Source organism: Streptomyces sp. HmicA12 (assembly GCF_000373565.1).
Classification (GTDB): Bacteria; Actinomycetota; Actinomycetes; order Streptomycetales; family Streptomycetaceae; genus Streptomyces.
Genome location: NZ_KB891799.1, coordinates 255148 through 280855 on the forward strand (window position 1 = coordinate 255148; position 25708 = coordinate 280855).

At 72.1% G+C, this 25708-nt stretch carries 23 protein-coding genes; 7 read left to right on the top strand and 16 right to left on the bottom strand.

Annotation, left to right across the window (positions count from 1 at the left end):
• Nucleotides 1-16: 16 nt before the first annotated feature.
• Both B072_RS0107930 and pdhA (B072_RS0107935) read right to left on the bottom strand, forming a co-directional pair.
• Entirely contained in the window at nt 17-997 is a 981-nt protein-coding gene (locus tag B072_RS0107930) for an alpha-ketoacid dehydrogenase subunit beta (RefSeq protein WP_018529409.1), read from the bottom strand.
• A 2-nt stretch (nt 998-999) separates the two neighbouring features.
• Nucleotides 1000-2322: a pyruvate dehydrogenase (acetyl-transferring) E1 component subunit alpha gene (gene pdhA, locus B072_RS0107935; protein ID WP_237500071.1), complete on the bottom strand. Its 1323-nt coding sequence runs from the start codon at nt 2320-2322 to the stop codon at nt 1000-1002.
• 235 nt (nt 2323-2557) lie between these two features.
• Here pdhA (B072_RS0107935) and B072_RS0107940 point away from each other — a divergent pair, with 235 nt between their 5' ends.
• Both B072_RS0107940 and B072_RS0107945 read left to right on the top strand, forming a co-directional pair.
• The gene (locus B072_RS0107940) at nt 2558-3217 is read left to right on the top strand and encodes a response regulator (protein WP_026245563.1); all 660 of its coding nucleotides are present in this window, start codon (nt 2558-2560) and stop codon (nt 3215-3217) included.
• 122 nt (nt 3218-3339) lie between these two features.
• Nucleotides 3340-3804 (top strand): pyridoxamine 5'-phosphate oxidase family protein, encoded by a 465-nt coding sequence (locus B072_RS0107945; protein ID WP_018529413.1) that lies wholly within the window; start codon nt 3340-3342, stop codon nt 3802-3804.
• Here the strand turns inward: B072_RS0107945 and B072_RS0107950 are convergent.
• On the bottom strand, nt 3785-5290 hold the full coding sequence (locus B072_RS0107950; protein ID WP_026245564.1) for a serine/threonine-protein kinase: 1506 nt from the start codon (nt 5288-5290) through the stop codon (nt 3785-3787). The two genes, B072_RS0107945 and B072_RS0107950, sit on opposite strands and share 20 nt — an antisense overlap.
• A 687-nt stretch (nt 5291-5977) precedes the next feature.
• Nucleotides 5978-6520, bottom strand: a complete 543-nt coding sequence (locus tag B072_RS0107955) for a bacterial proteasome activator family protein (protein WP_018529415.1) — start codon at nt 6518-6520, stop codon at nt 5978-5980.
• A 168-nt stretch (nt 6521-6688) separates the two neighbouring features.
• Between B072_RS0107955 and B072_RS42785 the strand changes: the two genes are divergently transcribed.
• Nucleotides 6689-7102, top strand: coding sequence for a hypothetical protein (locus tag B072_RS42785; protein ID WP_051127117.1), 414 nt, complete (start codon nt 6689-6691; stop codon nt 7100-7102).
• Nucleotides 7103-7108: 6 nt separating this feature from the next.
• On the opposite strand, the gene B072_RS0107965 is transcribed toward B072_RS42785, so the two are convergent.
• The 7 genes from B072_RS0107965 to pdhA (B072_RS0107995) all read right to left on the bottom strand — a co-directional run bounded on the left by B072_RS0107965 (nt 7109) and on the right by pdhA (B072_RS0107995) (nt 16375).
• Complete coding sequence (locus B072_RS0107965; protein WP_018529417.1) at nt 7109-8089, bottom strand: NAD(P)H-quinone oxidoreductase; 981 nt, start codon at nt 8087-8089, stop codon at nt 7109-7111.
• 281 nt (nt 8090-8370) lie between these two features.
• Nucleotides 8371-9462: a potassium channel family protein gene (locus tag B072_RS0107970; protein ID WP_018529418.1), complete on the bottom strand. Its 1092-nt coding sequence runs from the start codon at nt 9460-9462 to the stop codon at nt 8371-8373.
• A gap of 124 nt (nt 9463-9586) precedes the next feature.
• On the bottom strand, nt 9587-10954 hold the full coding sequence (locus tag B072_RS46330; RefSeq protein WP_420707533.1) for a molybdopterin molybdotransferase MoeA: 1368 nt from the start codon (nt 10952-10954) through the stop codon (nt 9587-9589).
• A 473-nt stretch (nt 10955-11427) separates the two neighbouring features.
• A complete protein-coding gene (locus tag B072_RS49050) occupies nt 11428-12636 on the bottom strand; it encodes a DUF6457 domain-containing protein (protein ID WP_018529420.1) in 1209 nt (402 codons plus the stop codon).
• A gap of 69 nt (nt 12637-12705) precedes the next feature.
• Nucleotides 12706-14169 carry a dihydrolipoamide acetyltransferase family protein gene (locus B072_RS0107985; RefSeq protein ID WP_026245565.1) on the bottom strand — a complete coding sequence of 488 codons (1464 nt, stop codon included), beginning with the start codon at nt 14167-14169 and terminating at the stop codon, nt 12706-12708.
• 53 nt (nt 14170-14222) lie between these two features.
• A complete protein-coding gene (locus tag B072_RS0107990; RefSeq protein WP_018529422.1) occupies nt 14223-15233 on the bottom strand; it encodes an alpha-ketoacid dehydrogenase subunit beta in 1011 nt (336 codons plus the stop codon).
• Nucleotides 15230-16375: a pyruvate dehydrogenase (acetyl-transferring) E1 component subunit alpha gene (gene pdhA, locus B072_RS0107995; protein WP_018529423.1), complete on the bottom strand. Its 1146-nt coding sequence runs from the start codon at nt 16373-16375 to the stop codon at nt 15230-15232. Before pdhA (B072_RS0107995) ends, B072_RS0107990 begins: the two co-directional genes overlap by 4 nt.
• 174 nt (nt 16376-16549) lie before the next feature.
• On the opposite strand from pdhA (B072_RS0107995), the gene B072_RS0108000 reads away from it, so the two are divergent.
• Nucleotides 16550-17077: an Lrp/AsnC family transcriptional regulator gene (locus B072_RS0108000; protein ID WP_063746433.1), complete on the top strand. Its 528-nt coding sequence runs from the start codon at nt 16550-16552 to the stop codon at nt 17075-17077.
• 12 nt (nt 17078-17089) lie between these two features.
• Here the strand turns inward: B072_RS0108000 and B072_RS0108005 are convergent, their stop codons facing one another.
• Both B072_RS0108005 and B072_RS0108010 read right to left on the bottom strand, forming a co-directional pair.
• The gene (locus tag B072_RS0108005) at nt 17090-17689 is read right to left on the bottom strand and encodes a TetR/AcrR family transcriptional regulator (RefSeq protein WP_018529425.1); all 600 of its coding nucleotides are present in this window, start codon (nt 17687-17689) and stop codon (nt 17090-17092) included.
• On the bottom strand, nt 17686-19194 hold the full coding sequence (locus B072_RS0108010) for a 3-hydroxyacyl-CoA dehydrogenase (protein WP_018529426.1): 1509 nt from the start codon (nt 19192-19194) through the stop codon (nt 17686-17688). The genes B072_RS0108005 and B072_RS0108010 overlap by 4 nt, the downstream gene beginning before the upstream one ends.
• A 203-nt stretch (nt 19195-19397) precedes the next feature.
• Between B072_RS0108010 and paaN the strand changes: the two genes are divergently transcribed.
• On the top strand, nt 19398-21095 hold the full coding sequence (gene paaN / locus B072_RS0108015; protein WP_018529427.1) for a phenylacetic acid degradation protein PaaN: 1698 nt from the start codon (nt 19398-19400) through the stop codon (nt 21093-21095).
• Between the two features lie 16 nt (nt 21096-21111).
• Here paaN and B072_RS0108020 read toward each other — a convergent pair whose 3' ends face one another.
• Genes B072_RS0108020 through B072_RS42795 form a run of 3 tightly spaced genes read right to left on the bottom strand, consistent with a single transcriptional unit; the run spans nt 21112 to nt 24123 of the window.
• Nucleotides 21112-21924 carry a TrmH family RNA methyltransferase gene (locus tag B072_RS0108020; protein ID WP_018529428.1) on the bottom strand — a complete coding sequence of 271 codons (813 nt, stop codon included), beginning with the start codon at nt 21922-21924 and terminating at the stop codon, nt 21112-21114.
• 10 nt (nt 21925-21934) lie between these two features.
• Nucleotides 21935-23212 (bottom strand): HTTM domain-containing protein, encoded by a 1278-nt coding sequence (locus tag B072_RS0108025; protein WP_018529429.1) that lies wholly within the window; start codon nt 23210-23212, stop codon nt 21935-21937.
• A complete protein-coding gene (locus B072_RS42795; protein WP_018529430.1) occupies nt 23209-24123 on the bottom strand; it encodes a DUF5819 family protein in 915 nt (304 codons plus the stop codon). Before B072_RS42795 ends, B072_RS0108025 begins: the two co-directional genes overlap by 4 nt.
• A gap of 283 nt (nt 24124-24406) precedes the next feature.
• Here B072_RS42795 and paaA point away from each other — a divergent pair, with 283 nt between their 5' ends.
• Both paaA and paaB read left to right on the top strand, forming a co-directional pair.
• Nucleotides 24407-25405 carry a 1,2-phenylacetyl-CoA epoxidase subunit PaaA gene (gene paaA / locus B072_RS42800; RefSeq protein ID WP_043243496.1) on the top strand — a complete coding sequence of 333 codons (999 nt, stop codon included), beginning with the start codon at nt 24407-24409 and terminating at the stop codon, nt 25403-25405.
• A complete protein-coding gene (paaB, locus tag B072_RS0108040) occupies nt 25402-25701 on the top strand; it encodes a 1,2-phenylacetyl-CoA epoxidase subunit PaaB (protein WP_018529432.1) in 300 nt (99 codons plus the stop codon). The genes paaA and paaB overlap by 4 nt, the downstream gene beginning before the upstream one ends.
• Nucleotides 25702-25708 lie beyond the last annotated feature (7 nt).

Genomic DNA, 25708 nt, shown 5'->3' on the forward strand with positions numbered 1-25708 from the left:
TTCTTCGGCCCTTTCCTCAGTACGCCAGCGAGCGGTCGACGGCGTCGAGCACCCGGTCCAGACCCGGCAGGTACTCCTCCTCCAGGCGCGCCGGCGGATACGGCGCGTGGTACCCGCCGACCCGCAGCACGGGCGCCTCCAGGTGGTAGAAGCACCGCTCGGTGATCCGGGCCGCGATCTCCGCGCCGGAGCCGAGGAACACGGGCGCCTCGTGCACGACGACGAGCCGCCGCGTCTTCTCCACCGACTTCTGCACGGCGTCGAAGTCGAGCGGCGAGATCGAGCGCAGGTCGAGGACCTCCAGGGACTTGCCCTCCTCCTCGGCCGCGGCCGCCGCCTCCAGGCAGACCTTCACCATCGGCCCGTACGCGACGAGCGTGACGTCCGTGCCCTCGCGCGCGACGACGGCCTTGTGCAGGTCGCCGGGGACGGCCTCCGTGTCGACCTCGCCCTTGTCCCAGTAGCGGCGCTTGGGCTCGAAGAAGATCACCGGGTCGTCGCTCTGGATGGCCTGCTGGAGCATCCAGTACGCGTCCGAGGAGTTGGAGGGCGAGACCACCTTGAGGCCCGCCACGTGCGCGAACAGCACCTCGGGCGACTCGCTGTGGTGCTCGACCGCGCCGATGCCGCCGCCGTACGGGATGCGCACGACGACCGGCACCTTCACCTTGCCGAGCGAGCGCGCGTACATCTTGGCGAGCTGCGTGACGATCTGGTCGTACGCGGGGAAGACGAAGCCGTCGAACTGGATCTCCACGACCGGCCGGTAGCCGCGCAGGGCCATGCCGATCGCGGTGCCGACGATGCCGGACTCGGCGAGCGGGGTGTCGATGACCCGCTCCTCGCCGAAGTCCTTCTGCAGGCCGTCGGTGACGCGGAAGACACCGCCGAGCTTGCCGACGTCCTCGCCCATGACGAGGACCTTCGGGTCGTTCTCCAGCGCGGTGCGCAGGGACTCGTTGATCGCCTTGGCGATCGGAAGCTTCTGTACCGCCATGATCAGGCACCCTCTCCGTCCGCGAACGACGCCTGGTAGGCGGCGAATTGAGCCCGCTCCTCGTCGACGAGCGCGTGTCCGTCCGCGTACGCGTTCTCGAACATCGCCATCCGGTCCGGGTCCTCCATGGCGCGCACGGCCTCGCGCACCCGCTTGCCCAACGTCTCGCTCTCGGCTTCGAGTTCCGTGAAGAACTCCTCGCCGGTGTCGGTGTGGTTCTCCAGGTAGGTGCGCAGGCGCAGGATCGGGTCCTTCGCCTCCCAGGCCACCCGCTCCTCGTCGGCCCGGTACTTCGTCGGGTCGTCGGAGGTGGTGTGCGCGCCCATGCGGTACGTGAACGCCTCGACCAGGGTGGGGCCCTCGCCGTCGCGGGCCCGCTCCAGCGCCCACCGGGTCACGGCGAGCACGGCCAGCACGTCGTTGCCGTCGACGCGGACGCCCGGGAAGCCGAAGCCCTGCGCGCGCTGGTAGAGCGGGACGCGGGTCTGCTTCTCGGTGGGCTCGGAGATGGCCCACTGGTTGTTCTGGCAGAAGAACACGACGGGGGCGTTGTAGACCGCGGAGAACGTGAAGGACTCGGCGACGTCGCCCTGGCTGGAGGCGCCGTCACCGAAGTACGCGATCACCGCGCTGTCCGCGCCGTCCTTGGCGATGCCCATGGCGTAGCCGGTGGCGTGCAGCGTCTGCGAGCCGATGACGATCGTGTACAGGTGGAAGTTGTTGGTGTTCGGGTCCCAGCCGCCGTTGTTCACGCCGCGGAACATGCCGAGCAGGTTCGTCGGGTCGACCCCGCGGCACCAGGCGACGCCGTGCTCGCGGTAGGTCGGGAAGACGTAGTCGTCGTCGCGGGTCGCGCGCCCGGAGCCGACCTGGGCGGCCTCCTGGCCCAGCAGCGAGGGCCACAGGCCCAGCTCGCCCTGGCGCTGCAGCGTGACCGCCTCCGCGTCGAAGCGGCGGGCCATCACCATGTCCCGGTACAGGCCGCGCAGCGAGTCGTCGGTGACATCGGTGACGTACTTGTCGTACGTGGCGTCCTTGACCCGCTCGCCCTCGGGGGTCAGCAGCTGGACCAGCTCCGGCTGCTGCTTCGCGGCGGTCTTGCCGGGGGCTTTCTTCACAGACTTCTTCGCAGCGGCTCGCTTGCGCGGGCTGCGCGCTGCGGCAGTGCTGTCAGCACTGTCAACGGTCACGTGTGCTCCTCCGTCGGTCCGGCCCCGGGATTGCCGGATGGCCAGTCGGCTCGGCTCGCCTGATCCGTCCACGCACGGGGTGGGTGCGAGGTGCCGGAGGCAGGCGGGACAAGTGCTCCGGCGAGCACCCTTCAACCAGCACGTTACCCAGTGGGTCACACATCCGCGAAACCCCATCTGACCTGCGATTTTGCTTGGATTTCCAAGTATCTGCTTGCTTGGAGGTCCTAGTAACCGCACGTCGGACGGAGCGCCGCAGGTCAACAGCTGTGCGACGACACCTGGTCTCAGCCTGGCAGGGGGCCGGAACACCGGCACGTTATCCCGGTCACCTGGGGCGCGGGAAGAGTTCGTGTGTGAGACTGACAGCGTGCGCGAAGACGGAAAAATCAAGGTATTTCTCCTCGATGACCACGAAGTGGTGCGAAGGGGGGTCCATGAGCTGCTCTCGGTGGAAACGGACATCGAGGTCGTCGGCGAGGCCGGCACCGCCGCCGATGCCCTGGTGCGCATCCCCGCGACCCGGCCCGACGTCGCTGTTCTCGACGTGCGGCTGCCCGACGGCAGTGGCGTCGAGGTGTGCCGCGAGATCCGCTCCCAGGACGAGTCGATCAAGTGCCTGATGCTGACGTCGTTCGCGGACGACGAGGCCCTGTTCGACGCGATCATGGCGGGCGCCTCCGGCTACGTGCTGAAGGCCATCCGGGGCAACGAGCTGCTGACGGCCGTACGTGACGTCGCCGCCGGCAAGTCCCTGCTCGACCCCGTCGCCACCGCCCGCGTCCTGGAGCGGCTGCGCGACGGCGGCCGCAGCAAGGAGGACGACCGGCTCGCGGGCCTCACCGACCAGGAGCGCAAGATCCTGAACCTGATCGGCGAGGGCATGACCAACCGCGCGATCGGCGAGCGCCTCCACCTCGCCGAGAAGACGATCAAGAACTATGTGTCCAGCCTGCTCTCGAAGCTCGGCATGGAGCGCCGCTCCCAGGCGGCCGCGTACGTGGCCCGTATGCAGGCCGAGAAGCACTGACCGCCCCTGCCGTGACCGCTCCGGCCGGTCCCCCGGACGCCCTCCCGCACGGGACGTAGGTCCCCCGTGGTGGGGGCGGGCTCCTCTTTTCCGGCACCGCGTCGGCAACGCACAGTGGTGACATGCCCTCCGAGACGCAGCCGGACCTGGACCGCGGCTTCGAACTGCTCGCCCGCGTACCGTACGGGCGGGTCGCCACCAGCATGCGCGCCCTGCCCTTCCTCGCCTCCGCCCGCCACGTCGTGGCCGACGGCCGCCTGCTGCTGCGCCTGCACCGCGGATACGGCTACCACGTGGCGTGCGTCGGCAGCGTCGTCGCGTACGGCGCCGACAACCTGGGCGCCTCGGGACCCGGCGACGACGGCCAGTGGTCGGTGCAGTGCGTCGGCACCTGTGAACAGATCGACCCCAGCACCGCCGAACTCGAACTCTTCGGCCCCGCCCCGCACTTCGCGGACGGCGAGGTCTTCGACCCGGTCTATCTGCACGTCACCCCGCAGTTCGTGACGGTGCACGAACTGCGGGGTGGGTCGGCGGGGCCGAAGGACCGGCAGGATCAGCCGCGGGTCACCCGATCCCGCCGTTGAGGCCACCGTCGGCGGCGGGGCTGCCGGTGTTGCCGTCGTCCGAGGGCGTCGGTTCGTCGGTGGGCTGGGTGGGCTCGCCCGTGTCCGTCGGCTCCTTGGTCGGTTCCTTGGTCGGCTGCGTGGGCTCACCGGTGTCGGTCGGCTCGCCCGTGTCGGTCGGCGTGGGGTTCGCGGTGGTCGGATCCGTCGACGGCGTGTAGTCCGACTGGCCGCCCGTGCCGCCGCCCGGCTCCTCGGTCGCCTCGTCGGTCGCGTCGTCGGACGACGTCTCGCTGGGCGACTTCGACTTCTGGGACTGGCTCGGCGACGGCGACTCCTTCTTGCCGCCCCCACCGTCGCCACCGCTGTTGCTGAGCGCCCACGCGACGCCCACCGCGATCGCGATCACCGCGAGCACGGCGACGATCCACATCCGGCCGCGGCCACCGCCACGGTTGCCGCCGCCCTCGAAGCCGCCGTCGTCGCCGCCCGGCGGGCGCAGCATCGGCTGGGCGGCCGTGCCGCTGTCCCCGGGGTGCTGCATCGCCGTGGTGGCGGCGACGCCCATCGCCGGGGTCCCGCCGCCCTCGTGCAGGGCGACCGGGCCGGTGTTCCAGGTGCCGGTGTGACCGCCCTGCTCGTACAGCATCTGCAGCCCGTACTGGACCATGCCGCGCATCTCCTCGGCCGTCTGGAACCGGTCGTCCGGGTCCTTGGCGAGGGAGCGCATGACGAGCCCGTCGAGCTCCGGCGGCGTCGCGTCCGAGACCTCGGAGGGCGGCACCGGGGCGTCCTGGACGTGCTGGTAGACGACCGACAGCGGGGTCTCACCGGTGAACGGCGGGCGCAGCGCGAGAAGTTCGTAGAGGAGGCAGCCGGTCGCGTAGAGGTCCGAGCGGTGGTCGACGGCCTTGCCGAGGGCCTGCTCGGGGGAGAGGTACTGGGGCGTGCCCATGACCATGCCGGTCTGCGTCATCGTCGACTGCGCGCCGTGCAGGGCGCGGGCGATGCCGAAGTCCATCACCTTCACCGCGCCGGTGTTGGTGATGATCACGTTCGCGGGCTTGATGTCGCGGTGCACGATGCCGTGCTGGTGCGAGTAGGCGAGCGCCTCCAGGACGCCGGAGACGATGATCAGGGCCTGCTCGGGGCCCGGCGCCTCGGCGTTGAGGAGGAGGTCGCGGATGGTGCGGCCCTCGACGATCTCCATGACGATGTACGGAACGGTCGAGCCGTTCACGTAGTCCTCGCCGGAGTCGTAGACCGCGACGACCGCGTGGTGGTTCAGACCGGCGACCGACTGCGCCTCGCGCGTGAAGCGGGCCTTGGAGACCGGGTCCTCGGCGAGGTCGGAGCGGAGCAGCTTGACGGCGACGGTGCGCCCGAGGCGTACGTCCTCGGCCGCGAAGACCTCGGCCATGCCGCCCCGGCCGAGTCTGCGGGTCAGTCGGTACCGTCCGTCCCCGACCAGTCCGCCGTTGCCCCACATCTCCGGCGCATCTGACATACCGCCGCCAGTCGCCTCGGGGTCGGACGGGCCCTGAGCGCGCTGCTGTGCCATCAGTCCTCGCCGTCGTTTCTGTCCGTGCTGCCGGATTCCTGCATCCCGTCGGAGTACGCGCGGTTGTGAATTACGGTCTCCGTCGGGCCACGCTACAGGCTCCGGCCACCGCTCCGGCCCGAGACGGACCGGACATCAAACCCGTTGCCGTGCACGCCATGCAAATCGTGCGCGCAATTTCTGTGCCGGGTCCATGACCGTTCCATGACTGTTCCAGGGCTGTTCTCCTGCCCCTTCCCGTATCGCTTCCTGTGGGGGGACTTGGCCGGGAACGGCTGCATTCGATCACCGGCCGCACCGTCGCCATCCGGACTTTGCAGACGGAACCCGGGCGTGCGAACTTTTTCCGCCGACGTCGCGCGCCAGGGGCCCGGGCGGTGGCGAAGCTCACGCACCCGGACAGCGCCCGGCCTCGTCCGGCCGTCCGGCCCTCGTCCGCCCCCATCCGGCCCTCGTTCGCCCTCGTCCGGCCCTCGTCCGCATATCCGCAGAAGAACCCGAACGAGCGGGGAAGCCCCATGGGAAAGGGCCCGGCCCGCGCTGCTCGCGCGGGCCGGGCCCTTCTCCGTTCTGTACGGCGGTCAGCCGTCCGTACGGGCGTCTACAGGTAGGGACGTCTACAGGTACGGACGTCTACAGGTACGGCCCGCCCGAGCGGCCGCCCGCTCGCGGGTCCTCGTCCTCGTCGCCGCCGCCGACCCCCGGCGGGAGGGCGCGGCGCATCTGCTCCAACTGGGCCCGCGCCGCCATCTGCTGCGCGAACAGCGTCGTCTGGATCCCGTGGAAGAGACCCTCCAGCCAGCCCACCAACTGGGCCTGCGCGATGCGCAGTTCGGCGTCGGTGGGGGTCGCGTCGTCCGTGAAGGGCAGGGAGAGCCGCTCCAGTTCCTCGACGAGCTCGGGCGCGAGCCCGTCCTCGAGTTCCTTGACGGAGCTGGCGTGGATCTCCTTGAGCCGCTGCCGGCTCGCCTCGTCCAGCGGGGCCACGCGCACCTCTTCGAGCAGCTGCTTGATCATGCTGCCGATCCGCATCACCTTGGCGGGCTGTTCCACCATCTCCGTCACCGGGACCTCGCGGGAGTCATCGTCTCCGCCGCCGCCCAGAGCCATTCCGTCCTGGCCCACGACCAAGATCTGCGGGTCCTTGGGCGACTGTTCGTTCCTCGGCATCTCCATGCCGCCATTCTCTCGCACCGAGCTGTCACATCACCGTGGTGCCCCCGTTCCGGGCTGATCCACCGTGTGCGGCGGCCCCGAAATCCGGCGTGCCCGTTTTATCTGGCTATGTGAGGCTTATCGCAGGCATCGGGCGATCACGCCCGGGCCGGCCGGAAGGGGCAGGGCATGCGGCGGGTTCGGTGGGTGGCCGGAGCGCTCGCCGCTCTGCTCGTACTGCCCCTCTTCCTCGGAGGCCTCGCGTACGCCGGTCTCACGTACGCTGCCGAACCCTCGCCGCGCTTCTCCTCCGCACCCTCTCCGGACGGTTCCCTCGCGGGCAGCCGGGCGGGCGTGGGGCGGACTCCGCCGGGGCGGGTGCTGCCCCCGGCCGCCGAGACCCCGCCGCCCTCGTCCACCCCGGACAGCCCCGAGGGGTCGGCGACGCCGACCCCTCGGCGGCCCGATCGCCCCGCCGAAGCACGGCAGTCGCTCGTGCCGCGCGGGTACGACGGGCCCGTCGTGAACGTGCTGCCGCTGGGCGCCGGCCTGCTGCTGACCGGGCTCGGCATCGGCTTCCTGGCGCTGCGGCTGCGCCGCTGACCCGGCTCAGCCGTTCGTCAGCAGCACCTTGCCGATGTGGCCCGACTCCTCCAGGACACGGTGGCCCTGCGCGGCGTCGCTCATCGGCAGCGTGCGGTCCACGATCGGCCGCACGTGGCCACCCTCGATCAGCGGCCACACGTGCTCGCGCACCGCCGCCACGACCGCCACCTTCTCCGCGAGCGGGCGGGCCCGCAGCGTGGTCGCCGTGATGGCGCCGCGCTTGCCGAGCAGGGTGGCGATGTTCAGCTCGCCCTTGACGCCGCCCTGCATGCCGATGATGGCGAGGCGGCCGTTGGTGGCGAGGGCGTCGACGTTCCGGTTCAGGTACTTGGCGCCCATGTTGTCGAGGATGACGTCGGCTCCGGCGCCGTCCGTGGCGTTCCTGATCTCCTCGACGAAATCCTGCTCGCGGTAGTTGATCAGGATGTCCGCGCCGAGCTCCCCGCAGAAGTCGAGCTTCTCCTTGGTGCCCGCGGTGACCGCGACCTTGGCGCCGACGGCCTTCGCCAGCTGGATCGCCATGGTGCCGATGCCGCTGGAGCCGCCGTGCACCAGGAAGGTCTCGCCCGGCCTCAGGTGGGCGATCATGAACACGTTGGACCAGACGGTGCAGGTCACCTCGGGCAGCGCGGCGGCCGTGACGAGGTCGATACCGCGGGGCACCGGCAGCAGCTGGCCGGCCGGGACGACGACCTTCTCGGCGTAACCGCCGCCCACGAGCAGCGCGCACACCTCGTCGCCGACCGACCAGCCGGCGACACCGTCGCCGAGCGCGACGATCCGGCCCGCGCACTCCAGACCGGGGTACGGGGAGGAGCCGGGCGGCGGGTTGTAGAAGCCCTGCCGCTGGAGCAGATCGGCGCGGTTGACGGCGCTGGAGACGACCTCGACGAGAACCTCGCCCTCGCCGGGCACGGGGTCGGGGACCTCCGTCCAGACGAGTGCCTCGGGTCCGCCGGGTTCCGGGATCGTGATCGCATACATGGCCGCGAGGCTACTCCCGTACGTACGCGCGTACGGCTACGCGGCGCCTGTACCCGCGCCGACGTCCACGTCCGAGTTCCCGTCCGTACGCACATACAGCTCCACCGGCGCCTGCGCCCGCGCCGACGTCCACGTCCGAGTTCCCGTCCGTACGCACATACAGCTCCACCGGCGCCTGTACCCGCGCCGACGTCCACGTCCGAGTTCCCGTACGTACACACATACAGCTACGCCCGTGCCTGTACCCGCGCCGACGTCCACGTCCGAGTTCCCGTCCGTGCCTACGGCAGCGGTTTCGTGTCCGGCGCGATCTGGGCGCTGGGCGTGACCCGCGAGATGGTGATCAGCCGGTCGGTCAGCTGGAGCGTGCCGATGGCCGGGTCGTCGTAGCCGAGCACGCGGTGTCCCCGTACGACGCTGACGACCAGGTCCTCGGTGTCCCGCGGCTTCAGTCCGACCTCGGACTTGGTCACCGTCCGCTCCACCAGGTCGAGGCCGCTGCCCTTCTGGATCAGGTCCTCCATGACCATGCCCGCGTGCGGGCTGAGCACGGACAGGCCGAGCAGCCGGCCCGCCGCGCTGGCGCTGGTGATGACGGCGTCGGCGCCCGACTGGCGCAGCAGCGGCGCGTTCTCCTCCTCGCGCACACAGGCGACGATCTTCGCGGCGCGGTTCATCTGCCGCGCGGTGAGCGTCACCAGGACCGCGGTGTCGTCGCGCTGCGTGGCGACGATGATCTTCCGGGCTTTCTGCGCCTCGGCCCGGAGCAGGACGCTGCTGCGGGTGGCATCGCCCATGACGCCGGCGTACCCATGGGCGTTGGCGGCTTCGATGACCTTGGCGCTGGGGTCGACGACCACGACCTGCTCGGGCTTCAGGCCAGTGGCGCAGACGGTCTCCACGGCGCTGCGGCCCTTGGTTCCGAAGCCGACGACGACGACATGGTCACGCAAGGTGGACCTCCAGCGGTTCAGACGCCATTCCTCCCGGGTCCGTTCGGTGAGGACTTCGAGCGTGGTGCCGACCAAGATGATCAGGAAGAGCACGCGCATGGGCGTGATGACGAAGATGTTGACGAGGCGGGCGGCGTCGCTGACCGGGACGATGTCGCCGTAGCCGGTGGTGGAGAGGGTGACCGTCGCGTAGTAGAAGGCGTCGAGCAGGTCGACCTTGCCGTCGGAGGTGTCGTTGTAGCCGTCGTGGTCGAACCACACGATCAGCGCGGTGGCGACCAGCACGGAGAGCGCCATCAGGACACGGCGGGCGACCTGGCGCAGCGGACGCTCGACGACCCGCCGGGGCAGCTTCACCCGGTAGGTCGTGGTGCGCTCGTCCGCTTGGCGCGCCATGGCGTCATGGCCGGCCAGTTTCACGTGAAACACCCTTCGTTCCGCGGAGAGTTGAGAAGGTCCATCGTCCCTGCTGTCGTCGCGCCCCTCACAGCGGGCCTCGTACCGCCGCCGGTACCGCGCTTCGGCACGGCCGTGGTCACCGTTCTCATCGCGGGCCCCAGGACCACGGCAGATCCAGGATCTCGACCTCCTGCCCCTCCGTGGCACCGCCCGGCGGGACGACCGCGAGCGCGTCCGCGGCGGCGATGCCGCGCAGCATGGCCGGGCCGTTGTAGCGCAGCGGAACCGCCCAGTCGTGCCCGCTCTCCTCGTCCTGTCGTACGACGACGGGGACCAGGCGGGTGTCACGCGGGTGGCCGTGGACGGGGGTGTGGAGGGGGGCGCTGTACGGCTCCGGGTGCGCGGCCGCCCGTCCGGAGAGCTCCCGCAGCAACGGCTCGGCGAGGGTGAGCAGCCCGGAGACGGCGGCCAGCGGATTGCCGGGCAGGCCGACGAGGTGCTGCCCCTCCTTGAGGCGGGCGAGCAGCATCGGGTGACCGGGGCGGACCGTGACGCCGTCCACGAGGAGTTCGGCGCCGACGGCACTGAGGGTCGGGTGGACGTGGTCGACCGGGCCCGACGCGGTACCGCCGGTGGTCACGACGAGGTCGGCGGTGGACTTCCGTACCGCCTTGAGCAGCGCCTTCGCGTCGTCGCCGAGCCTGCGCACCGCCGTGACCTCGACGCCGAGCGCGCGCAGCCAGTGCGGCAGCATCGGGCCGAGCGCGTCCCGGATGAGGCCGTCGCGGGGGCGGCCCGAGGTCAGCAACTCGTCGCCCAGGACGAGGACTTCGACCCGCAGGCGGGGGACGACGACCAGCTCGTCGTACCCGGCGGCGGCCGCGAGTCCGAGGACCGCCGGGGTGACGATCCCACCCGCGGGCAGCAACAGGTCACCGCTGCGGCACTCCTGGCCGCGCGGCCGGATGTCCTGCCCGTGCGCGACGTCGCGCAGCGGATGCAGGCGGCCCTTGTCGTCGAGGTGTCCGTGCTCGCTGCGGATGACGGCGGTGGTGTCCGGCGGGATGCGGGCGCCGGTGGCGATCGCCGCCGCCTCGCCGTCGGCCAGCCGCATCGACAGGTCGTGCCCGGCGAGGATCCCCGCGCCCCGGACGTCCCACGGCCCCGGCCCGGCCACGACCCAGCCGTCCATCGCGGACGTGTCGAAGGACGGCAGGTCGGTGAGGGCGGTGAGCGGCGCGGCGAGGACGAGACCGAGGGCCCGGTCGAGGGGGGTACGAGTGGCGCCGGGCGGGACGGTCCCGGCCGGGGTGCTCTCGGCCGGGGGTGCGGCCGCGGGCGCGACCGGGGGCGCGACCGGGGGCGGCGGCGGTGGGGCCGGAGCCGTGAACGGCAGCCCAGGGAGAGGGAGTTGGTTCTCGTCCACGGGTACGGGGGCGAGCGCGTCGCTGGCGCCGGTGGCGCCTTCCCTTTCCGTACGAGGGTGCCGGGTCTCGGCGACGGCCTCGGGCACCGGCAGGGAAGCCGCGCCACCGACGGTGCCGACGGTGCCGGCCCGTGCCGTACGAGACGACTGCTCCTGTGCGGCACGCGCGACGCGGGCCCGGTGCTCGGCCGCGCTCCGGCCGGCCTGCGCGGCCGCGCGGCGGGCGGCGGACCAGGCCGTTCCCTCGCGGTGGCCGGTACCGTCCTGCGGGGCCGGCGCACCGTGCGGGGTGTCGGGGGCCGAACGGGCGCCGGGCGGCGCCGCTTGCCGGTCCCCCGCCCGGTGCCCGGAGTCGGAGGGATCGCCGACGGTGCCGTCGGCCGGGCCGTCGAAGGCGGCGTCCGTGGCCCGGGTGCCGTCGGCCCTGGATGCCTCCCGGTCCCGATCACGGTCACGGTTCCGGTCCCGGTCCCGGTCACGGTCGCCGTTGGCCAGGGCGAGCGCCTCGGCGACGTCGCCGTCCAGCGGGTCGGCCTGTGCCGCCCGCCCGTGGCCGCCGCTCATCCCGCGTCCGGTGCGGCGTCGCCCGGCTTGTCGGCCGCCTCGCTCGCGGCCTCCTCGGCCCACCTGTTGGCGAGCGCGGCGGCCTTGGCGGCGGCCGCGGCCACGGCTTCGGGGCCGCCTCCCGCCTGCGCGGCGGCGTACCCGACGAGGAACGTCGTCAGCGGCGCCGCGGGGCGTGCCACCCCGTGCGCCGCGTCACGGGCGAGGTCGAGGAGGACGCCGGTGTCGACGTCCAGGTCGATGCCCAGTTCGTCCTTGGCTGCGGAGATCCATTCATCCAACACGTGCCCATGCTCCCTGATCCGTGATCGGGCGGCGGCGATGTCGTCCCAGGTGTCGCAGTCGAAGGACGCGGCAGGATCGACGGGGTCGGTGATGCGGGCGAGCTCCAGATTCCGGGTGAGCAGCCGCAGCGGCAGACCCGTGAGCGCCCCGTGCTCCCGCGCGAGGGCGTCGAGGACCCGGCGCAGGGCGGCGATCCGATAGACGGCGACAAGCGGCTGGTCCCGCCCCTCGGCGTCGGTCAGCACCACTCCCTCGACACCCGAAGCGACGAGCGGGCCGGGCGTGGCGGGGCTGCTGGGCGTGGCGGGTGCGGTGGGTCTGCCGGGCCCGGCCGGCGGGTCAGGCGCGGCGAGCCGGTCGGGCCCGGAATGCGGGGCAGCCCCGGCCAGCGCGTCGAGCAGCAGTCCGATGGTGCGCTCCTCCAGGAACGGCAGATCGGCGGAGAGCACGACGACCGTCCCCGAGGGACCCGAAGACACCGAGGGACTCGAAGACACCGAAGGACTCGAAGGACGCGAAGGAGCCGAATACTCCGAAGACCCCGAAGACACCGAAGGACTCAAAGGGGCCGAATACTCCGAAGGCGCCGAAGACCCCGGCACCCCCGGGGACCCCTGGTCCAGGCCCTCCGATTCCGCGCCCAGTGCCCGTACTCCGGCGTCCAGCGCGGCGAGCGGCCCGCCGCCGGGCGGGTCCTCGCGTGCCCAGCCGACGGGGCGCGCGGTCGGCCGTGGCTCGGCCACGACGATCGTGGTCCGGGCCCCGGCGCAGGCCGCGAGGACCCGGTCGAGCAGCGCGCGGCCGCCGACCCGCACCCCGGGCTTGTCCGCGCCGCCGAGCCGGCGCGCGGCGCCCCCGGCGAGCACGACGGCGTCGAACCCGGGCGCGGCGCGACGGCCGGTCACGGCGGCTTCGGTCATCCCCCGAGTATGGGCGCAGAAGCGATCATTGCCACCCCGGGGGAGCCCAACTCGGCGACGCGGCGCCGGTCACAGCGTGCGCAGCAGCACCGCCGGTCGCTCCACGCAGTCCGCCACGTACCGCAGGAATCCGCCGGCCGTGCCGCCGTCGCACACCCGGTGGTCGAAGGTGAGGGAGAGCTGGACGACCTGACGGACCGCCAACTCCCCTTCGTGCACCCAGGCTTTGGGCGCGATACGGCCGACGCCGAGCATGGCCGCCTCGGGGTGGTTGATGATCGGCGTGGATCCGTCGACCCCGAACACCCCGTAGTTGTTCAACGTGAAGGTCCCGCCCGTGAGTTCCTCGGGCGTCAGCGTCCCCGCCCGGGCCGACTCGGTGAGCCGCCCGAACTCGGCGCTCAGCGATTCCGCCCCGCGCGCGTGGGCGTCCCGGACGACGGGCACGACCAGACCGCGCTCGGTCTGGGCGGCGAACCCGAGATGCACCGCGTCGAGGCGGACGATCTCGCGGCACTCCAGGTCCACCGTCGCGTTCAGCTCCGGATAACGGGCCAGGGCCGCCGTGCAGATGCGGGCGAACAGGGCCAGGACGGAGATCTTCGGCCCGGCGGACGGGCCGGTAGCCCCGTTCATCACCGCGCGGGCGTTCAGGAGTTCGGTGGCGTCGGCGTCCACCCAGCAGGTCGCGTCGGGTATCTCGCTGCGGCTGCGGGAGAGCTTGTCCGCGATGGCACCGCGGATCCCGCGCAAGGGGGTGCGATGGCCCTGCGGGGCAGGCGCCTTCGCCGAGCCGTTCGCCGTGGCGGGCGGGGCCTGGAGGGTGCGGTCCTCGGGCACGGCGGCCGCGGTGCGGGTGCCCGCCGCTCCGGCGAGCTCCGCTGCGGCCCGCTCCACGTCCGAGCGCAGGATGAGCCCGTCGCGCCCGGAGCCGGTCATCTGCCGCAGATCCAGGCCGTGTTCACGGGCCAGCCGGCGCACGAGGGGGGAGATCACCGGCACGGGCCCGCCACCGGCCGCCCGACGCTCCGGCGCGTCGGCCCCGGTACGCGGCGGGGCCGGCGGCCCCGTCGGCGTGGCACGCGCGGGCCGCTGGGGCTCGCCGCCCTGCGGCGCGGGCCGCACCCGGCGTCGCCGGGCCGGGGCGGCGCCGGTCCCGTATCCCACCAGCACGTTCCCCGACCCCTCAGACGCGCTCGGCGCCTTGGACTCCTCGGCGACGGGCACCGGCAGCGGCACCTGCGCGGAGGCGGCGGACGACGCGGAGGCGGCCGCCGTCGCGTCGGTGGCTCCCACGGCGACCGTCAACAGCGCCGCTCCGACGGGAAGTTCGGCGCCCTCGTCCCCGAAGCGCGCCGTGACGACACCCCCGTAGGGACACGGCACCTCGACCATCGCCTTGGCGGTCTCCACCTCGACCACCGGCTGGTCGACGGCGACCACGTCACCGACCCGCACCAACCAGTTCACGATCGTCGCCTCGGTCAGTCCCTCCCCGAGGTCGGGCAGCTTGAACTCCAGCACCTGCGCCATCAGTCCACCGTCCCTCACCGGACCCATCGCCGGCTCCGTCACAGGCCCCATGTTCACTGGTCCCACTGCAGCCGCGCCACCGCGTCGAGCACCCGGTCCACACCGGGCAGATGGTGCCGCTCCAGCATCGGCGGCGGATACGGGATGTCGAACCCGGCCACCCGCAGCACCGGCGCCTCCAGATGATGGAAGCACCGCTCACTGACGCGCGCCGCGATCTCCCCGCCAGGACCGCCGAAGCCCCCCGACTCGTGCACCACGACCGCACGTCCGGTGCGCCGCACGGACTCCGCGACCGTCACGTCGTCGAACGGCACCAGCGAGCGCAGATCGACCACTTCGAGGTCCCAGCCCTCCGCCCGGGCCGCCTCGGCCGCCTCCAGGCAGACGGGCACCGACGGTCCGTACGTGATCAGCGTGGCACTGGTCCCGGGGCGTCGGACCACTGCCGTACCAATGGGCTCAACGTCCGTCGGCCGCTCGGGGTTCCAGGAATCCTTCGTCCAATAAAGCCTCTTGGGCTCCAGGAACACCACCGGGTCGTCGCTGGCGATGGACTGCCGCAGCAGCCCGTACGCGTCCGCGACGGTGGCCGGCGTGACGACGGTCAGGCCCGGCGTCGCCATGTAGTACGCCTCGGAGGAGTCGCTGTGGTGCTCGACCCCGCCGATCCCGCCGCCGTAGGGCACGCGCACCGTGATCGGCAGCGGCATGGCGCCCCGCGTGCGGTTGCGCATCCGCGCGACGTGCGAGATCAGCTGCTCGAAGGCGGGATAGGCGAACGCGTCGAACTGCATCTCCACGACCGGCCTGAGGCCGTACATCGCCATGCCGACGGCCGCGCCGAGAATGCCCGCCTCGGCCAGCGGCGTGTCCGTGCAGCGGTCGTCGCCGAACTCCTTGGCGAGCCCGTCGGTGATCCGGAAGACACCGCCCAGGGTGCCCACGTCCTCGCCCATGACGTGCACGCTCGGGTCGTCGGCCATCGCGTCGCGCAGCGCCCTGCCGAGGGCCTGCGCCATGGTGGCGGGCTTGGTCACGGCCGGCTCGGCCACGGCGGTCATGCCCGGCCCCCTTCCGCCTCGGCGTCGAGCTCGGCCCTCAACTGGGCCGCCTGCTCGCGCAGTTGCGGCGTCTGCTCGGCGTACACGTCGGTGAACAGGTCCATCGGGTCGAGCGCCGGATCCTGGTTCATGCGCTCACGCAGCCCGGCCGCCATGGCCTCCGCCTCGTCGCGCACGGCCTGGATGCCGGCCTCGTCGATCAGCGCGCGGCTCGTCAGCTCCCGCTCCAGGAGCAGGATCGGGTCGTGCGCGCGCCAGCTCGCCACCTCGGCGTCGGTGCGGTAGCGGGTCGCGTCGTCGGCGTTGGTGTGCGCCTCCATGCGGTACGTGATCGCTTCGACCAGCGTCGGGCCGTGCCCCCCACGCGCGCGGGCGACGGCCTCGCCGAGGACCTCGTGCATCGCCACCGCGTCGTTCCCGTCGACCAGGCGGCCCGGCATCCCGTACCCGACGGCCTTGTGGGCCAGGGACGGCGCCGCGGTCTGTTTGGCCAGCGGCACGGAGATGGCGAACCCGTTGTTCTGGACGAGGAAGACGACCGGGGCCCGCCACACCGCGGCGAAGTTCAGCGCCTCGTGGAAGTCGCCCTCACTGGTGCCGCCGTCGCCGACCATGGCGAGCGCCACCACGTCGTCGCCCTTGAGCCGTGCGGCGTGGGCGAGGCCGACCGCGTGCGGGAGCTGCGTCGCGAGCGGGGTGCACAGGGGCGCGATGCGGTGCTCGCGCGGGTCGTAGCCGGTGTGCCGGTCGCCGCGCAGCAGCGTCAGGGCCTGGACGGGGTCGAGGCCCCGGGCGACGGCCGCGAGGGTGTCGCGGTAGCTGGGGAAGAGCCAGTCGCGCTCCTCGAGGACGAGCGCGGCGGCGACCTCGCTCGCCTCCTGGCCGGTCGTCGACGGGTAGACGGCGAGGCGGCCCTGCCGGGTCAGCGCGGTCGCCTGCGCGTTGTACCGCCGGCCGCGCACCACCTCCGTGTACAGCCGGCGCAACAGCCCGGGATCGGCCTGCGCGGCGGCGTCCGTGCCCAGGACCCGGTACGGCTCCGCGTCCGGCAGCAGCGGCGCGGGATCCGTGCGGGGCTGCCAGGCGGGCGGCGGGGTCGGCGCGCCGGGGCTGCGGGCGCCCTGCTGCTCCATGACCGTCATGACGACACCTCCTCGTGGGAGCGGCTCGTGAGACGCGTCGGGTGTGACCCGCCTCACCTACCGATTGTTCGGTCGTCGGCACATTTTGGCTACAGGCCCCTCCAGGCTGTGGACAATCGGTTCTCCACAGCCTGAGATGAACGCAGTACGTCCATGGTAAGGAGGCGGGGCCACATGGCATCTGAACAAATGGCCGACGGCTCCGGGGGCCGCCCCCCGGAGGATCCCGGCACCCCCGACCCCGCGGCCCGTCCGCTCGACGCCATCGACCGCGACATCCTGCAGATGCTCCTCAAGGACGGGCGCGCGTCGATACGCTCCGTGGCCGAGCGCGTCCATGTGTCACGGGCGAACGCCTACGCGCGGATCAACCGCCTCATCGAGGACGGCGTGATCCGCGGCTTCGGCGCCCGCGTCGACCATGAGCGGGCCGGACAGGGCGCCTCCGCGTACATCACGCTCAAGATCGTCCAGAACACCTGGCGCACGGTCCGCGAGCAGCTGCGCAGGATGCCGGAGGCCTCGCACATCGCGCTGGTCAGCGGCGACTTCGACGTCCTGATCCTGGTGCACACGCGGGACAACAGAGCGCTGCGCGAACTGGTCCTCACCAAGCTCCAGGCCATCCCGGAGGTGCTCAGCACGCGCACGCTGCTGGTCTTCGAGGAGGAGACCCTGGACTCCAGCGCACCGGAGGCGTAGCCCGGCACGGGTCTACGAGGAGGGCGCTTCCTTGCGCAGCCCTCCGAAGACCAACTCCACGACGGCATCGGCCACTTCCTGGCTGACCAGCTCGCCGCCCTCGGGCCGGTACCACTCCACGATGGAGTTGATCATCCCGAAGACGAGCCGCGTCGCGAGCCGCACCTCTATGTCGCCGCGTACGTCGCCGTCGGCGGCGGCCGCCTTGAGCAGCTCGGCCACCTGGTGGTCGAACTCCCTGCGCCGCTCCATGGCCCAGCGCTCGGTGCCGGTGTTCCCCCGCACGCGCAACAGCAGCGTCACGTAGGGCAGTTCACCGGTGAGCACCTCGACCATGCGTCGCGTGACGTACTCCAGGCGCTCGACCGCACGCCCCACGCGCGCGGGACGCTCGTCGAGGATCCCGAAGAGCCCGTCCAGCGCACGGCTGACGGCGCGGCGCAGCAGCTCCTCCTTGCCCGCCACATGGTGGTAGATCGACGACTTGGAGATACCGGCCGCCTTGGAGAGGTGCTCCATGGAGGTGCCGTCGTAGCCGCGCTCGTTGAAGACGGTCACGGCGACCGCGAGCAGGGACTCCGGTGTGTAGGTGTCGCGCCGGGCGGTGGTCATGCGGAGCCCTCCCACTTCTTGGGGTCGTACGAGTGCCTCAGGAGTGCGAGGGACGGTGCGCAGCGTCCGGAACGGTCGCGGTCGTGCAGTTCCTCCAGCAGCCCGCAGGCCCAGTTGCGGCCGAGTCTGCGGTGCCATTCGAAGGGCCCGAGCGGGTAGTTGACGCCGAGCCGCATCGCGGTGTCGATGTCCTCCTCGGTGGCCACTCCGCGCACGAGGGCGTCGTGCGCCAGGTCGATGATCCGTGCCACCGTCCGGGCGACGATCATGCCGGGTACGTCCCCGATGACGCTGACCTTCTTGCCGAGCGCCTGGAAGAGTCCCACGGACTCCTTCAGGGTGCGCGGGTTGCCGTCCTGGCCGGTCGCCAGGGCGATCCGGGTCGCCGCCCGGTAGTCGTGCGCGAGGTCGAAGTAGACGACGTCCCGGAACTCGATGGACGTCTGCCCGTCCGCCTGCACGAGCTGGCCACCGCTGGGCAGCACGATGCGCGTGCCCTTGTCCTCGTCCTCCTGGACGACCTCAATGCCGGCCTCGCGCATCATCGCGACCAGCTCGGCCGCGTTCTCCAGGTCTCCCTCGACGGTCACGCGCGCGGGCGGCTCCGCCGGGGCGGCGGTGTGCGGCTCGGGCCGCTCCTCGCCCTCTTCGTAGGCGTACCAGCCCTGCCCCGACTTGCGGCCGAGCCGTCCTGCCTCCACGAGGCGGCGCTGGGCCAGGGACGGCCGGAACTTCGCGTCCTGGAAGAAGCCCTCCCACACGGAGCGCGTGACGGCCTCGTTCACGTCCTGGCCGATGAGGTCGGTGAGTTCGAAGGCGCCCATCTTGAAGCCGCCGCTCTCGCGCAGCACCGCGTCGATGGTGGCGGGGTCGGCGCCCTGCTCCTCGTGGACGGCGAACGCCTCCGCGTAGAAGGGCCGCGCGATCCGGTTGACCAGGAAGCCGGGGGTGTCGGCGCAGGCCACGGGCGTCTTGCCCCAGGCGCGTGCGGTCTCGTACGCGCGCGTGGCCGCGGTGACGTCGGTGGCGTAGCCGGAGACGACCTCCACCAGGGGCATCAGCGGGGCCGGGTTGAAGAAGTGCAGTCCGACGAAGCGGCCGGGCAGGCGCAGCGCGCCGCCGATCGCCGTCACGGACAGGGACGAGGTGTTGGTGGCGAGCAGACAGTCGTCCGTGACGATGTCCTCGAGGTCGCGCAACAGCTCCTGCTTGACGTCCAGTTGCTCCAGAACCGCCTCGACGACGAGGACGGCGGGGGCCAGCTCGTGGAGCGTCTGCGCGGGGTCGAGGCGCGCGACGGCGACGGCGCGCTCCTCGGCGCTCATGCGCCCCTTCTCGACGAGCCGGCCGAGCCGCGCGGCGATCGCGTCGGCGGCCTCGCGCGCCCGTCCCGGCACGGCGTCGTACAGCCTGACGGGATGGCCCGCGGCGAGCGCGACCTGGGCGATGCCCTGCCCCATCGTCCCGGTGCCGACCACGCCGACGAGGCGGTCATGTGCAGTCATGGCCGCGATCCTCCCGCACGAGTCCGGGACCCGGGCCTCCGGGGCCCGATGGGCGGGTTTTCCACAGCTTTTCCGCACCCCCTTGTCCCGACCGATCGTTCGGTTACTCTAACTCTTGCTGTGCCCACCCGCCCAGCTCGCCCAGTCCCCACCCAGCTCGCCGGCTCGACGAGGAGCCGCCGCCGAGGAGGAGTTGGTCCGTCATGGCTGCCGCCGAATCCACCGCGCACGACCTGATCGCCAAGCACCGGCCCACCCTCGACCAGGCGCTGGAAGTGATTCGCACGCGCGCGTACTGGTCCCCGCATCCCGAACACCCCAAGGCCTACGGCGAGGGCGGGAGCCTGAGCATGGCCGAGGGCAAGGCCGCCTTCGACGCGCTGCTCGGCACCCGGATCGACCTCGGGCAGCCCGGCACGGACGACTTCGTCGGCGGTGAAGTCTCGCCGTACGGAATCGAGTTGGGGGTCACGTACCCGCACGCGGACGTGGACGCCCTGCTGCCCGCCATGCGCGTCGGCATGCGCGCATGGCGCGAGGCGGGCGCCGAGGTCCGCGCTGCGGTGTGCCTGGAGATCCTGGCGCGGATCAGCGCGCGCACGCACGAGTTCGCGCACGCGGTCATGCACACCAGCGGCCAGGCCTTCATGATGGCGTTCCAGGCGGGCGGCCCGCACGCGCAGGACCGCGGCCTGGAGGCGGTGGCGTACGCGTACCAGGAGCAGGTCCGCACCCCGGACACGGCGCAGTGGTCCAAGCCGCAGGGCAAGCGCGATCCGCTGGAGCTGACCAAGGAGTTCACACCGGTCGGGCGCGGTGTCTCGCTGCTGATCGGCTGCAACACGTTCCCGACGTGGAACGGGTATCCGGGCCTGTTCGCCTCCCTGGCGACCGGCAACCCGGTCCTGGTGAAGCCCCACCCGCGCGCGGTGCTGCCGCTCGCGCTCACCGTGCGGGTCGCCCGCGAGGTGCTCACCGAGGCGGGCTTCGACCCGAACCTGGTGGCGCTCGCCGCCGAGCGGCCCGGCGAGGGCATCGCGAAGACCCTCGCCGTGCGCCCCGAGGTCAGGATCATCGACTACACGGGCTCGACGTCCTTCGGCGACTGGCTGGAGACCCACGCCCGCCAGGCGCAGGTCTACACGGAGAAGGCGGGCGTCAACACGGTCGTCGTCGACTCGACCGACAACTACAAGGGCATGCTGGCCAACCTGGCCTTCTCGCTGTCCCTGTACAGCGGCCAGATGTGCACCACCCCGCAGAACCTGCTGGTCCCGCGCGAGGGCATCACCACCGACGCGGGCCCGAAGTCGTACGACGAGGTGGTCACGGACCTCGCGAAGTCGGTGGGCGGCCTGCTCGGCGACGACGCCCGGGCCAACGCGCTGCTCGGCGCGCTCGTCAACCCCGAGGTGAAGTCCCGCCTGGAGGCGGCGCCCGGACTCGGTGAAGTCGCCCTGCCCTCACGGGAGATCGACAACCCGGAGTTCCCCGGCGCCGTCGTGCGCACCCCCGTGATCGTGAAGCTGGACGGCGCCAAGCCCGACGCGGAAGCCGCCTACATGAGCGAGTGCTTCGGCCCGGTCTCCTTCGCGGTCGCCGTCGACTCCACGCAGGACGCGGTGGACCTGCTGCGCCGCACGGTGCGCGAGAAGGGCGCCATGACGGTCGGCGCGTACACCACCTCCGACGAGGTGGCGCGGGCCGTCGAGGAGGTCTGCCTGGAGGAGTGCGCCCAGCTCTCGCTCAACCTGACGGGCGGGGTGTACGTGAACCAGACGGCGGCGTTCTCCGACTTCCACGGCTCGGGCGGCAACCCCGCGGCGAACGCGGCACTGTGCGACGCCGCCTTCGTGGCGAACCGCTTCCGGGTGGTGGAGGTGCGCCGGGAAGGCGCCTGACAGCGCCCGACACGACCTACTGGGGCGCGTGCGCGCTGTGCGCGCTCCAGTGGAAGAGCGTCATGCCGACGCTGGTGGCCAGGTTGTAGCTGGAGACCTGGGGCCGCATCGGCAGGGACACCAACTGGTCGGCACGCGCGCGCAGTTCGCCGGACAGGCCACTGCGTTCGGACCCGAAGGCGAGCAGCGCGTCGTCGGGCAGCTTCAGGCCGCGGATGTCGGCGCCTTCGGGATCGAGCGCGTAGAGCGGCCCGCCGGGCAGTTCGTCGACGGCCAGCCGCTCCACGGCCGTCGCGAAGTGCAGCCCGGCACCGCCCCGGACGACGGTGGGGTGCCAGGGGTCGAGGCTGCCCGTCGTGAGGACCCCGGCCGCCCCGTACCCGGCGGCGAGGCGGATGACCGCGCCCGCGTTGCCGAGGTTGCGCGGGTTGTCGAGGACGACGACCGGTGTGGTGCGTGCCGTACGGGCGACGGCTGCGAGGTGGTCGGCGCGCGCGGGGCGCCCGGCGAGCGCGGCGACCCCGGTGGGATGCAGCCGCGGCACGAGCGAACGCAGCACGTCGCCGGGGACCTCAACGAGACGCGCGGCCAGGTCCGGGGCGACATCGGGCGCGAGCTCGTCGGCCAGGGTGAGCGCGGCCGCCCTGTCGACGGCGAGCGCCACGGGCACGTCCGCGCCGAAGCGCAGAGCGTGCTTGAGCGCGTGGAAACCGTCGAGGAGCACGGCGGTGTCGGCGCCCCGGCGCCAGGCCCGTACGGCGTCCTCAGCGCCTTCGGCGCCCCGCTGAAGCCCGCTGTCCCGGCCGCCCGCCGTGCTCGTCCCGCTCATGGCAGGAAGCCTACGTGCGCGCCGCGGACGGATCCGCCGCCAGCGGCTCGGCACCCTCCTCGGCCCCCGCCTGCTCCGTCCCGGTCGTCTGCTCCGCCCGACGCTGCTCGGGCAGCTCGGTGCCGCTCGCCGCACGAGCGGGGAGCACGCGATCACGCGCGCGTGCCGCCCAGCCGCCGACGCGCCGCAGGAAGGACGTCGGCAGGAACACCGCGTCGGCCGCGATCATGGCGAGCGAGAAGAACGGCAGCCCCAGCGCGACCGCGATGAACGTGTGCTCGATGATCATGAGCACCAGCAGGACGTTCTTCACGCGCCGGTTGAAGACGGTGAACGGGAACGCGACCTGTACGGCGACCGTCCCGTACGTCACGAGCATCACCATCGGGCCGTACGCGCTGAGCAGATCACCCAGCGCGGGCCACGGCGAGAAGTAGTCCAGGTGGAGCGGGTAGTAGACGGCGGTGCCGTCCTGCCAACGGGTGCCCTGGATCTTGTACCAGCCGGCCGTGGCGTAGATCAGGCACGCCTCGACCATGACGACCAGCAGGGCGGCGTTGTGCGCGAGGTTCGCGACGACGTCGCCCAGCAGCCGCGGATCGCCCTGCGGAAAGCGCTGGTTGAGGAACCACCACACTCCGTGGACGGCCCACAGCGCCCAGAAGAAGAGCAGCCAGCCGCCGCTCACCTTCCCCGTGAACGTGATCGCGGAGAGCGCGAGACCGACCACCCACCACAGGGCGGGCCCGACCCGGTCGGTGCCGAACCGGCCGGACTGCCCGGCACGCGCGCGTGCCGCCCGGCGCGCGTCGAGCGACCACACCTGCCCGCACCGGGTGAAGACCAGATAGATCGACATCAGGTGGATGACGTTGTCGCCGCCGTCCCCCATGAACACGCTGCGGTTCTGCAGCGACAGCACGCCGATCATGAACAGGACCGCCGTCGTGCGGGTGCGCCAGCCCAGCATCAGCAGGGCGGAGGCGACCATGGCGGCGATGTAGACGAACTCGAACCAGGCCTGGTCGTCCGACCACAGGAGCGCGGTGAACGCGTGGTTGTTCGCGATCAGCTGCTGCGCCAGGTTCCAGCTCCACGGGCCGTCGGGGCCATAGAGCTCCTGGCGGTGCGGGAACTCGCGCAGCAGGAACAGCAGCCAGGTCGCCGAGAACCCGATGCGGACCACGGCGCTCTGGTACGGGCCGAGCGCGGACCCGGTGATCCGCTGGACTCCGGCGCTCAGCGTGCCCCCGAGACCGCGGGGGGCTCCCTTCTCCGCAAGGCTCATCGGGCACCGCCCGCGGAACCCTGCACGCGCACGCGCGTACCGCTGTCGAGCGGCGCGTCGGTCGAGGTCACCGTCCACCAGGGCACCTGCCGGTAGACCGGCTTCTGGTTCACCTTCTCGTCACTCCACTTCGGGGGCGCGATCGTCGTCGCCCGGGAGCGGGTCTGGACGCGCTCGATCACGTCGCCCTTCCCGCCCACGTCGAGCCGGTCGAGACGCAGCACGAGGATGCGGCGCAGGTACTGCTCGGACAGCGTGCCCCGCAGGCCGGTGGGCCGGTTCTGCGCGTCGTGCGTGGCCACGAAGACGTCCCAGGCGCGACGCAGTTCGTTCTGCTGGGTGTGGCTGGGGAACAGGTTGCCCTTTATCGCGGCGCCGTCCTGCCCGGACAGGTCGTACCAGCCGGTCGTGCGCCGCTCCCCGTCGGACGAGCGCACCTGGGCGCGGACCTGCACCGCGACGTTCTGCTGCAGCGGGTTGGGGGCGAACAGCTTCCAGTTCTGCTCGAACTCGGGATAGATCCACTCGTCGACCACGGCGCCGTGCTTCTTCGTCATCGTGTTCGCCGGGGCGACGTGCAGGAACACCATCAGGATGTGGATGCACGCGATCAGTACGACGCCCGCGAGCGCCAGCGCGGCGACCACCTGGTAGCCCGGGGAGAGGGCCGCGAGCCCCCGGCGCTCGGGGGGTTCGTGCGTGGGCCCGGCGGGGTCGAGCGCGGGCTCGGCAGGTTCGTTCGCGGTCTCGTCCGGCGGCGCGTAGGGGTTCGAGTGCTCGGCCGGACCCGAGGGCTCCGCACCCGGCTTCCCGACCGGGTCCGACGGCGGGGCCCAACCGGGCGGTGGTGCGGCCGGCGGCCCCGGTGCGGGCCGATCGGCCTCGCCCGCGGCGCCTGCTTCCGTCTTCATCAATGCTCCCCGTTCCCCGTCCCGGTCCCGTCGTGTTCGGCCCGCCCACCGCCGAACCGATTCCGCGCCGCCGACGCGCAGGTGCGGCGCACCGGCACGGTACTGGGGAGCGGCCCCGAAGCACAGGCGGCCGGGGTTATCCACAGGCCGGGTCATTCAGGGTTGACACCCTACGGCGCCGCGTCCCACCATTGAATCCGACGAACCGAACGATCGGTCGGGAGCGGGTGAGCCCCGGGCGGGCGGATCGGGCAGCCGAGGTCGAGGTCGAGGGGGACCGGGAATGGCGACAGCAGCCCCGCAGCAGGTGGACGGTGCCACCGGCGCCGCGGAGTTCCAGACGGCGTTCGACGCGGCCGTGGCGGCGGAGGAGCGCATCGAGCCCCGCGACTGGATGCCCGACGCCTACCGCGCCACGCTCGTGCGGCAGATCGCCCAGCACGCGCACTCCGAGATCATCGGCATGCAGCCGGAGGCCAACTGGATCACGCGCGCACCGTCCCTGCGCCGCAAGGCGATCCTGATGGCGAAGGTGCAGGACGAGGCAGGGCACGGGCTGTATCTCTACAGCGCGGCGGAGACCCTCGGCACCGGCCGCGACGAACTGCTCGACAAGCTGCACAGCGGCCGCCAGAAGTACTCCTCGATCTTCAACTACCCGACGCTGACCTGGGCCGACGTGGGCGCGATCGGCTGGCTGGTGGACGGCGCGGCGATCACGAACCAGGTACCGCTGTGCCGCTGCTCGTACGGGCCCTACGCACGCGCGATGGTCCGCATCTGCAAGGAGGAGTCCTTCCACCAGCGCCAGGGGTACGAGCTGCTGCTCGCCCTGAGCCGAGGCACCGAGGCCCAGCACGCGATGGCCCAGGACGCGGTGGACCGCTGGTGGTGGCCGTCCCTGATGATGTTCGGCCCGCCCGACGACGAGTCGGCGCACTCGGCGCAGTCCATGGAGTGGAAGATCAAGCGCCACTCGAACGACGAGCTGAGGCAGCGCTTCGTCGACATCTGCGTCCCCCAGGCCGCCTCCCTCGGACTGACGCTCCCCGACCCGGAGTTGAAGTGGAACGAGGAGCGGGGGCAGCACGACTTCGGCCCGATCGACTGGGCGGAGTTCAAGGACGTCCTCAAGGGCAACGGCCCGTGCAACGAACAGCGGATCACCCAGCGCAGGCGCGCCCACGACGAGGGCGCCTGGGTGCGCGAGGCCGCCGCGGCCCACGCGGCCAAGCACTCCAGGACAGCCACGGCACGGACCCGAGAAGGCAGGGCGGCATGAGCGAGACCCACAGCAGCACGGACTGGCCCCTGTGGGAGGTCTTCGTCCGCTCCCGTCGCGGCCTCGCCCACACCCACGCGGGCAGCCTGCACGCCCCGGACGCGGAGCTGGCGCTGCGCAACGCGCGGGATCTGTACACGCGCCGCGGTGAAGGCGTCTCGCTCTGGGTCGTCCCGTCCTCGGCGATCACCGCGTCCTCGCCGGACGAGAAGGACCCGTTCTTCGAGCCCGCCGCCGACAAGCCCTACCGGCACCCGACGTTCTACGAGATCCCGGAAGGGGTGAAGCACCTGTGACGCGGCC

Bases quoted from the DNA above. Each gene is read 5' to 3' on its own strand.
- B072_RS0107930 (WP_018529409.1), bottom strand. From the start codon at position 997: ATGGCGGTACAGAAGCTTCCGATCGCCAAGGCGATCAACGAGTCCCTG.
- B072_RS0107945 (WP_018529413.1), top strand. From the start codon at position 3,340: ATGCCCTCCGAGACGCAGCCGGACCTGGACCGCGGCTTCGAACTGCTC.
- B072_RS0107950 (WP_026245564.1), bottom strand. From the start codon at position 5,290: ATGTCAGATGCGCCGGAGATGTGGGGCAACGGCGGACTGGTCGGGGAC.
- B072_RS0107955 (WP_018529415.1), bottom strand. From the start codon at position 6,520: ATGGAGATGCCGAGGAACGAACAGTCGCCCAAGGACCCGCAGATCTTG.
- B072_RS42785 (WP_051127117.1), top strand. From the start codon at position 6,689: ATGCGGCGGGTTCGGTGGGTGGCCGGAGCGCTCGCCGCTCTGCTCGTA.
- B072_RS0107965 (WP_018529417.1), bottom strand. From the start codon at position 8,089: ATGTATGCGATCACGATCCCGGAACCCGGCGGACCCGAGGCACTCGTC.
- B072_RS49050 (WP_018529420.1), bottom strand. From the start codon at position 12,636: ATGACCGAAGCCGCCGTGACCGGCCGTCGCGCCGCGCCCGGGTTCGAC.
- B072_RS0107985 (WP_026245565.1), bottom strand. From the start codon at position 14,169: ATGGCGCAGGTGCTGGAGTTCAAGCTGCCCGACCTCGGGGAGGGACTG.
- B072_RS0107990 (WP_018529422.1), bottom strand. From the start codon at position 15,233: ATGACCGCCGTGGCCGAGCCGGCCGTGACCAAGCCCGCCACCATGGCG.
- pdhA (WP_018529423.1), bottom strand. From the start codon at position 16,375: ATGACGGTCATGGAGCAGCAGGGCGCCCGCAGCCCCGGCGCGCCGACC.
- B072_RS0108000 (WP_063746433.1), top strand. From the start codon at position 16,550: ATGGCATCTGAACAAATGGCCGACGGCTCCGGGGGCCGCCCCCCGGAG.
- B072_RS0108005 (WP_018529425.1), bottom strand. From the start codon at position 17,689: ATGACCACCGCCCGGCGCGACACCTACACACCGGAGTCCCTGCTCGCG.
- B072_RS0108010 (WP_018529426.1), bottom strand. From the start codon at position 19,194: ATGACTGCACATGACCGCCTCGTCGGCGTGGTCGGCACCGGGACGATG.
- paaN (WP_018529427.1), top strand. From the start codon at position 19,398: ATGGCTGCCGCCGAATCCACCGCGCACGACCTGATCGCCAAGCACCGG.
- B072_RS0108020 (WP_018529428.1), bottom strand. From the start codon at position 21,924: ATGAGCGGGACGAGCACGGCGGGCGGCCGGGACAGCGGGCTTCAGCGG.
- B072_RS0108025 (WP_018529429.1), bottom strand. From the start codon at position 23,212: ATGAGCCTTGCGGAGAAGGGAGCCCCCCGCGGTCTCGGGGGCACGCTG.
- B072_RS42795 (WP_018529430.1), bottom strand. From the start codon at position 24,123: ATGAAGACGGAAGCAGGCGCCGCGGGCGAGGCCGATCGGCCCGCACCG.
- paaA (WP_043243496.1), top strand. From the start codon at position 24,407: ATGGCGACAGCAGCCCCGCAGCAGGTGGACGGTGCCACCGGCGCCGCG.
- paaB (WP_018529432.1), top strand. From the start codon at position 25,402: ATGAGCGAGACCCACAGCAGCACGGACTGGCCCCTGTGGGAGGTCTTC.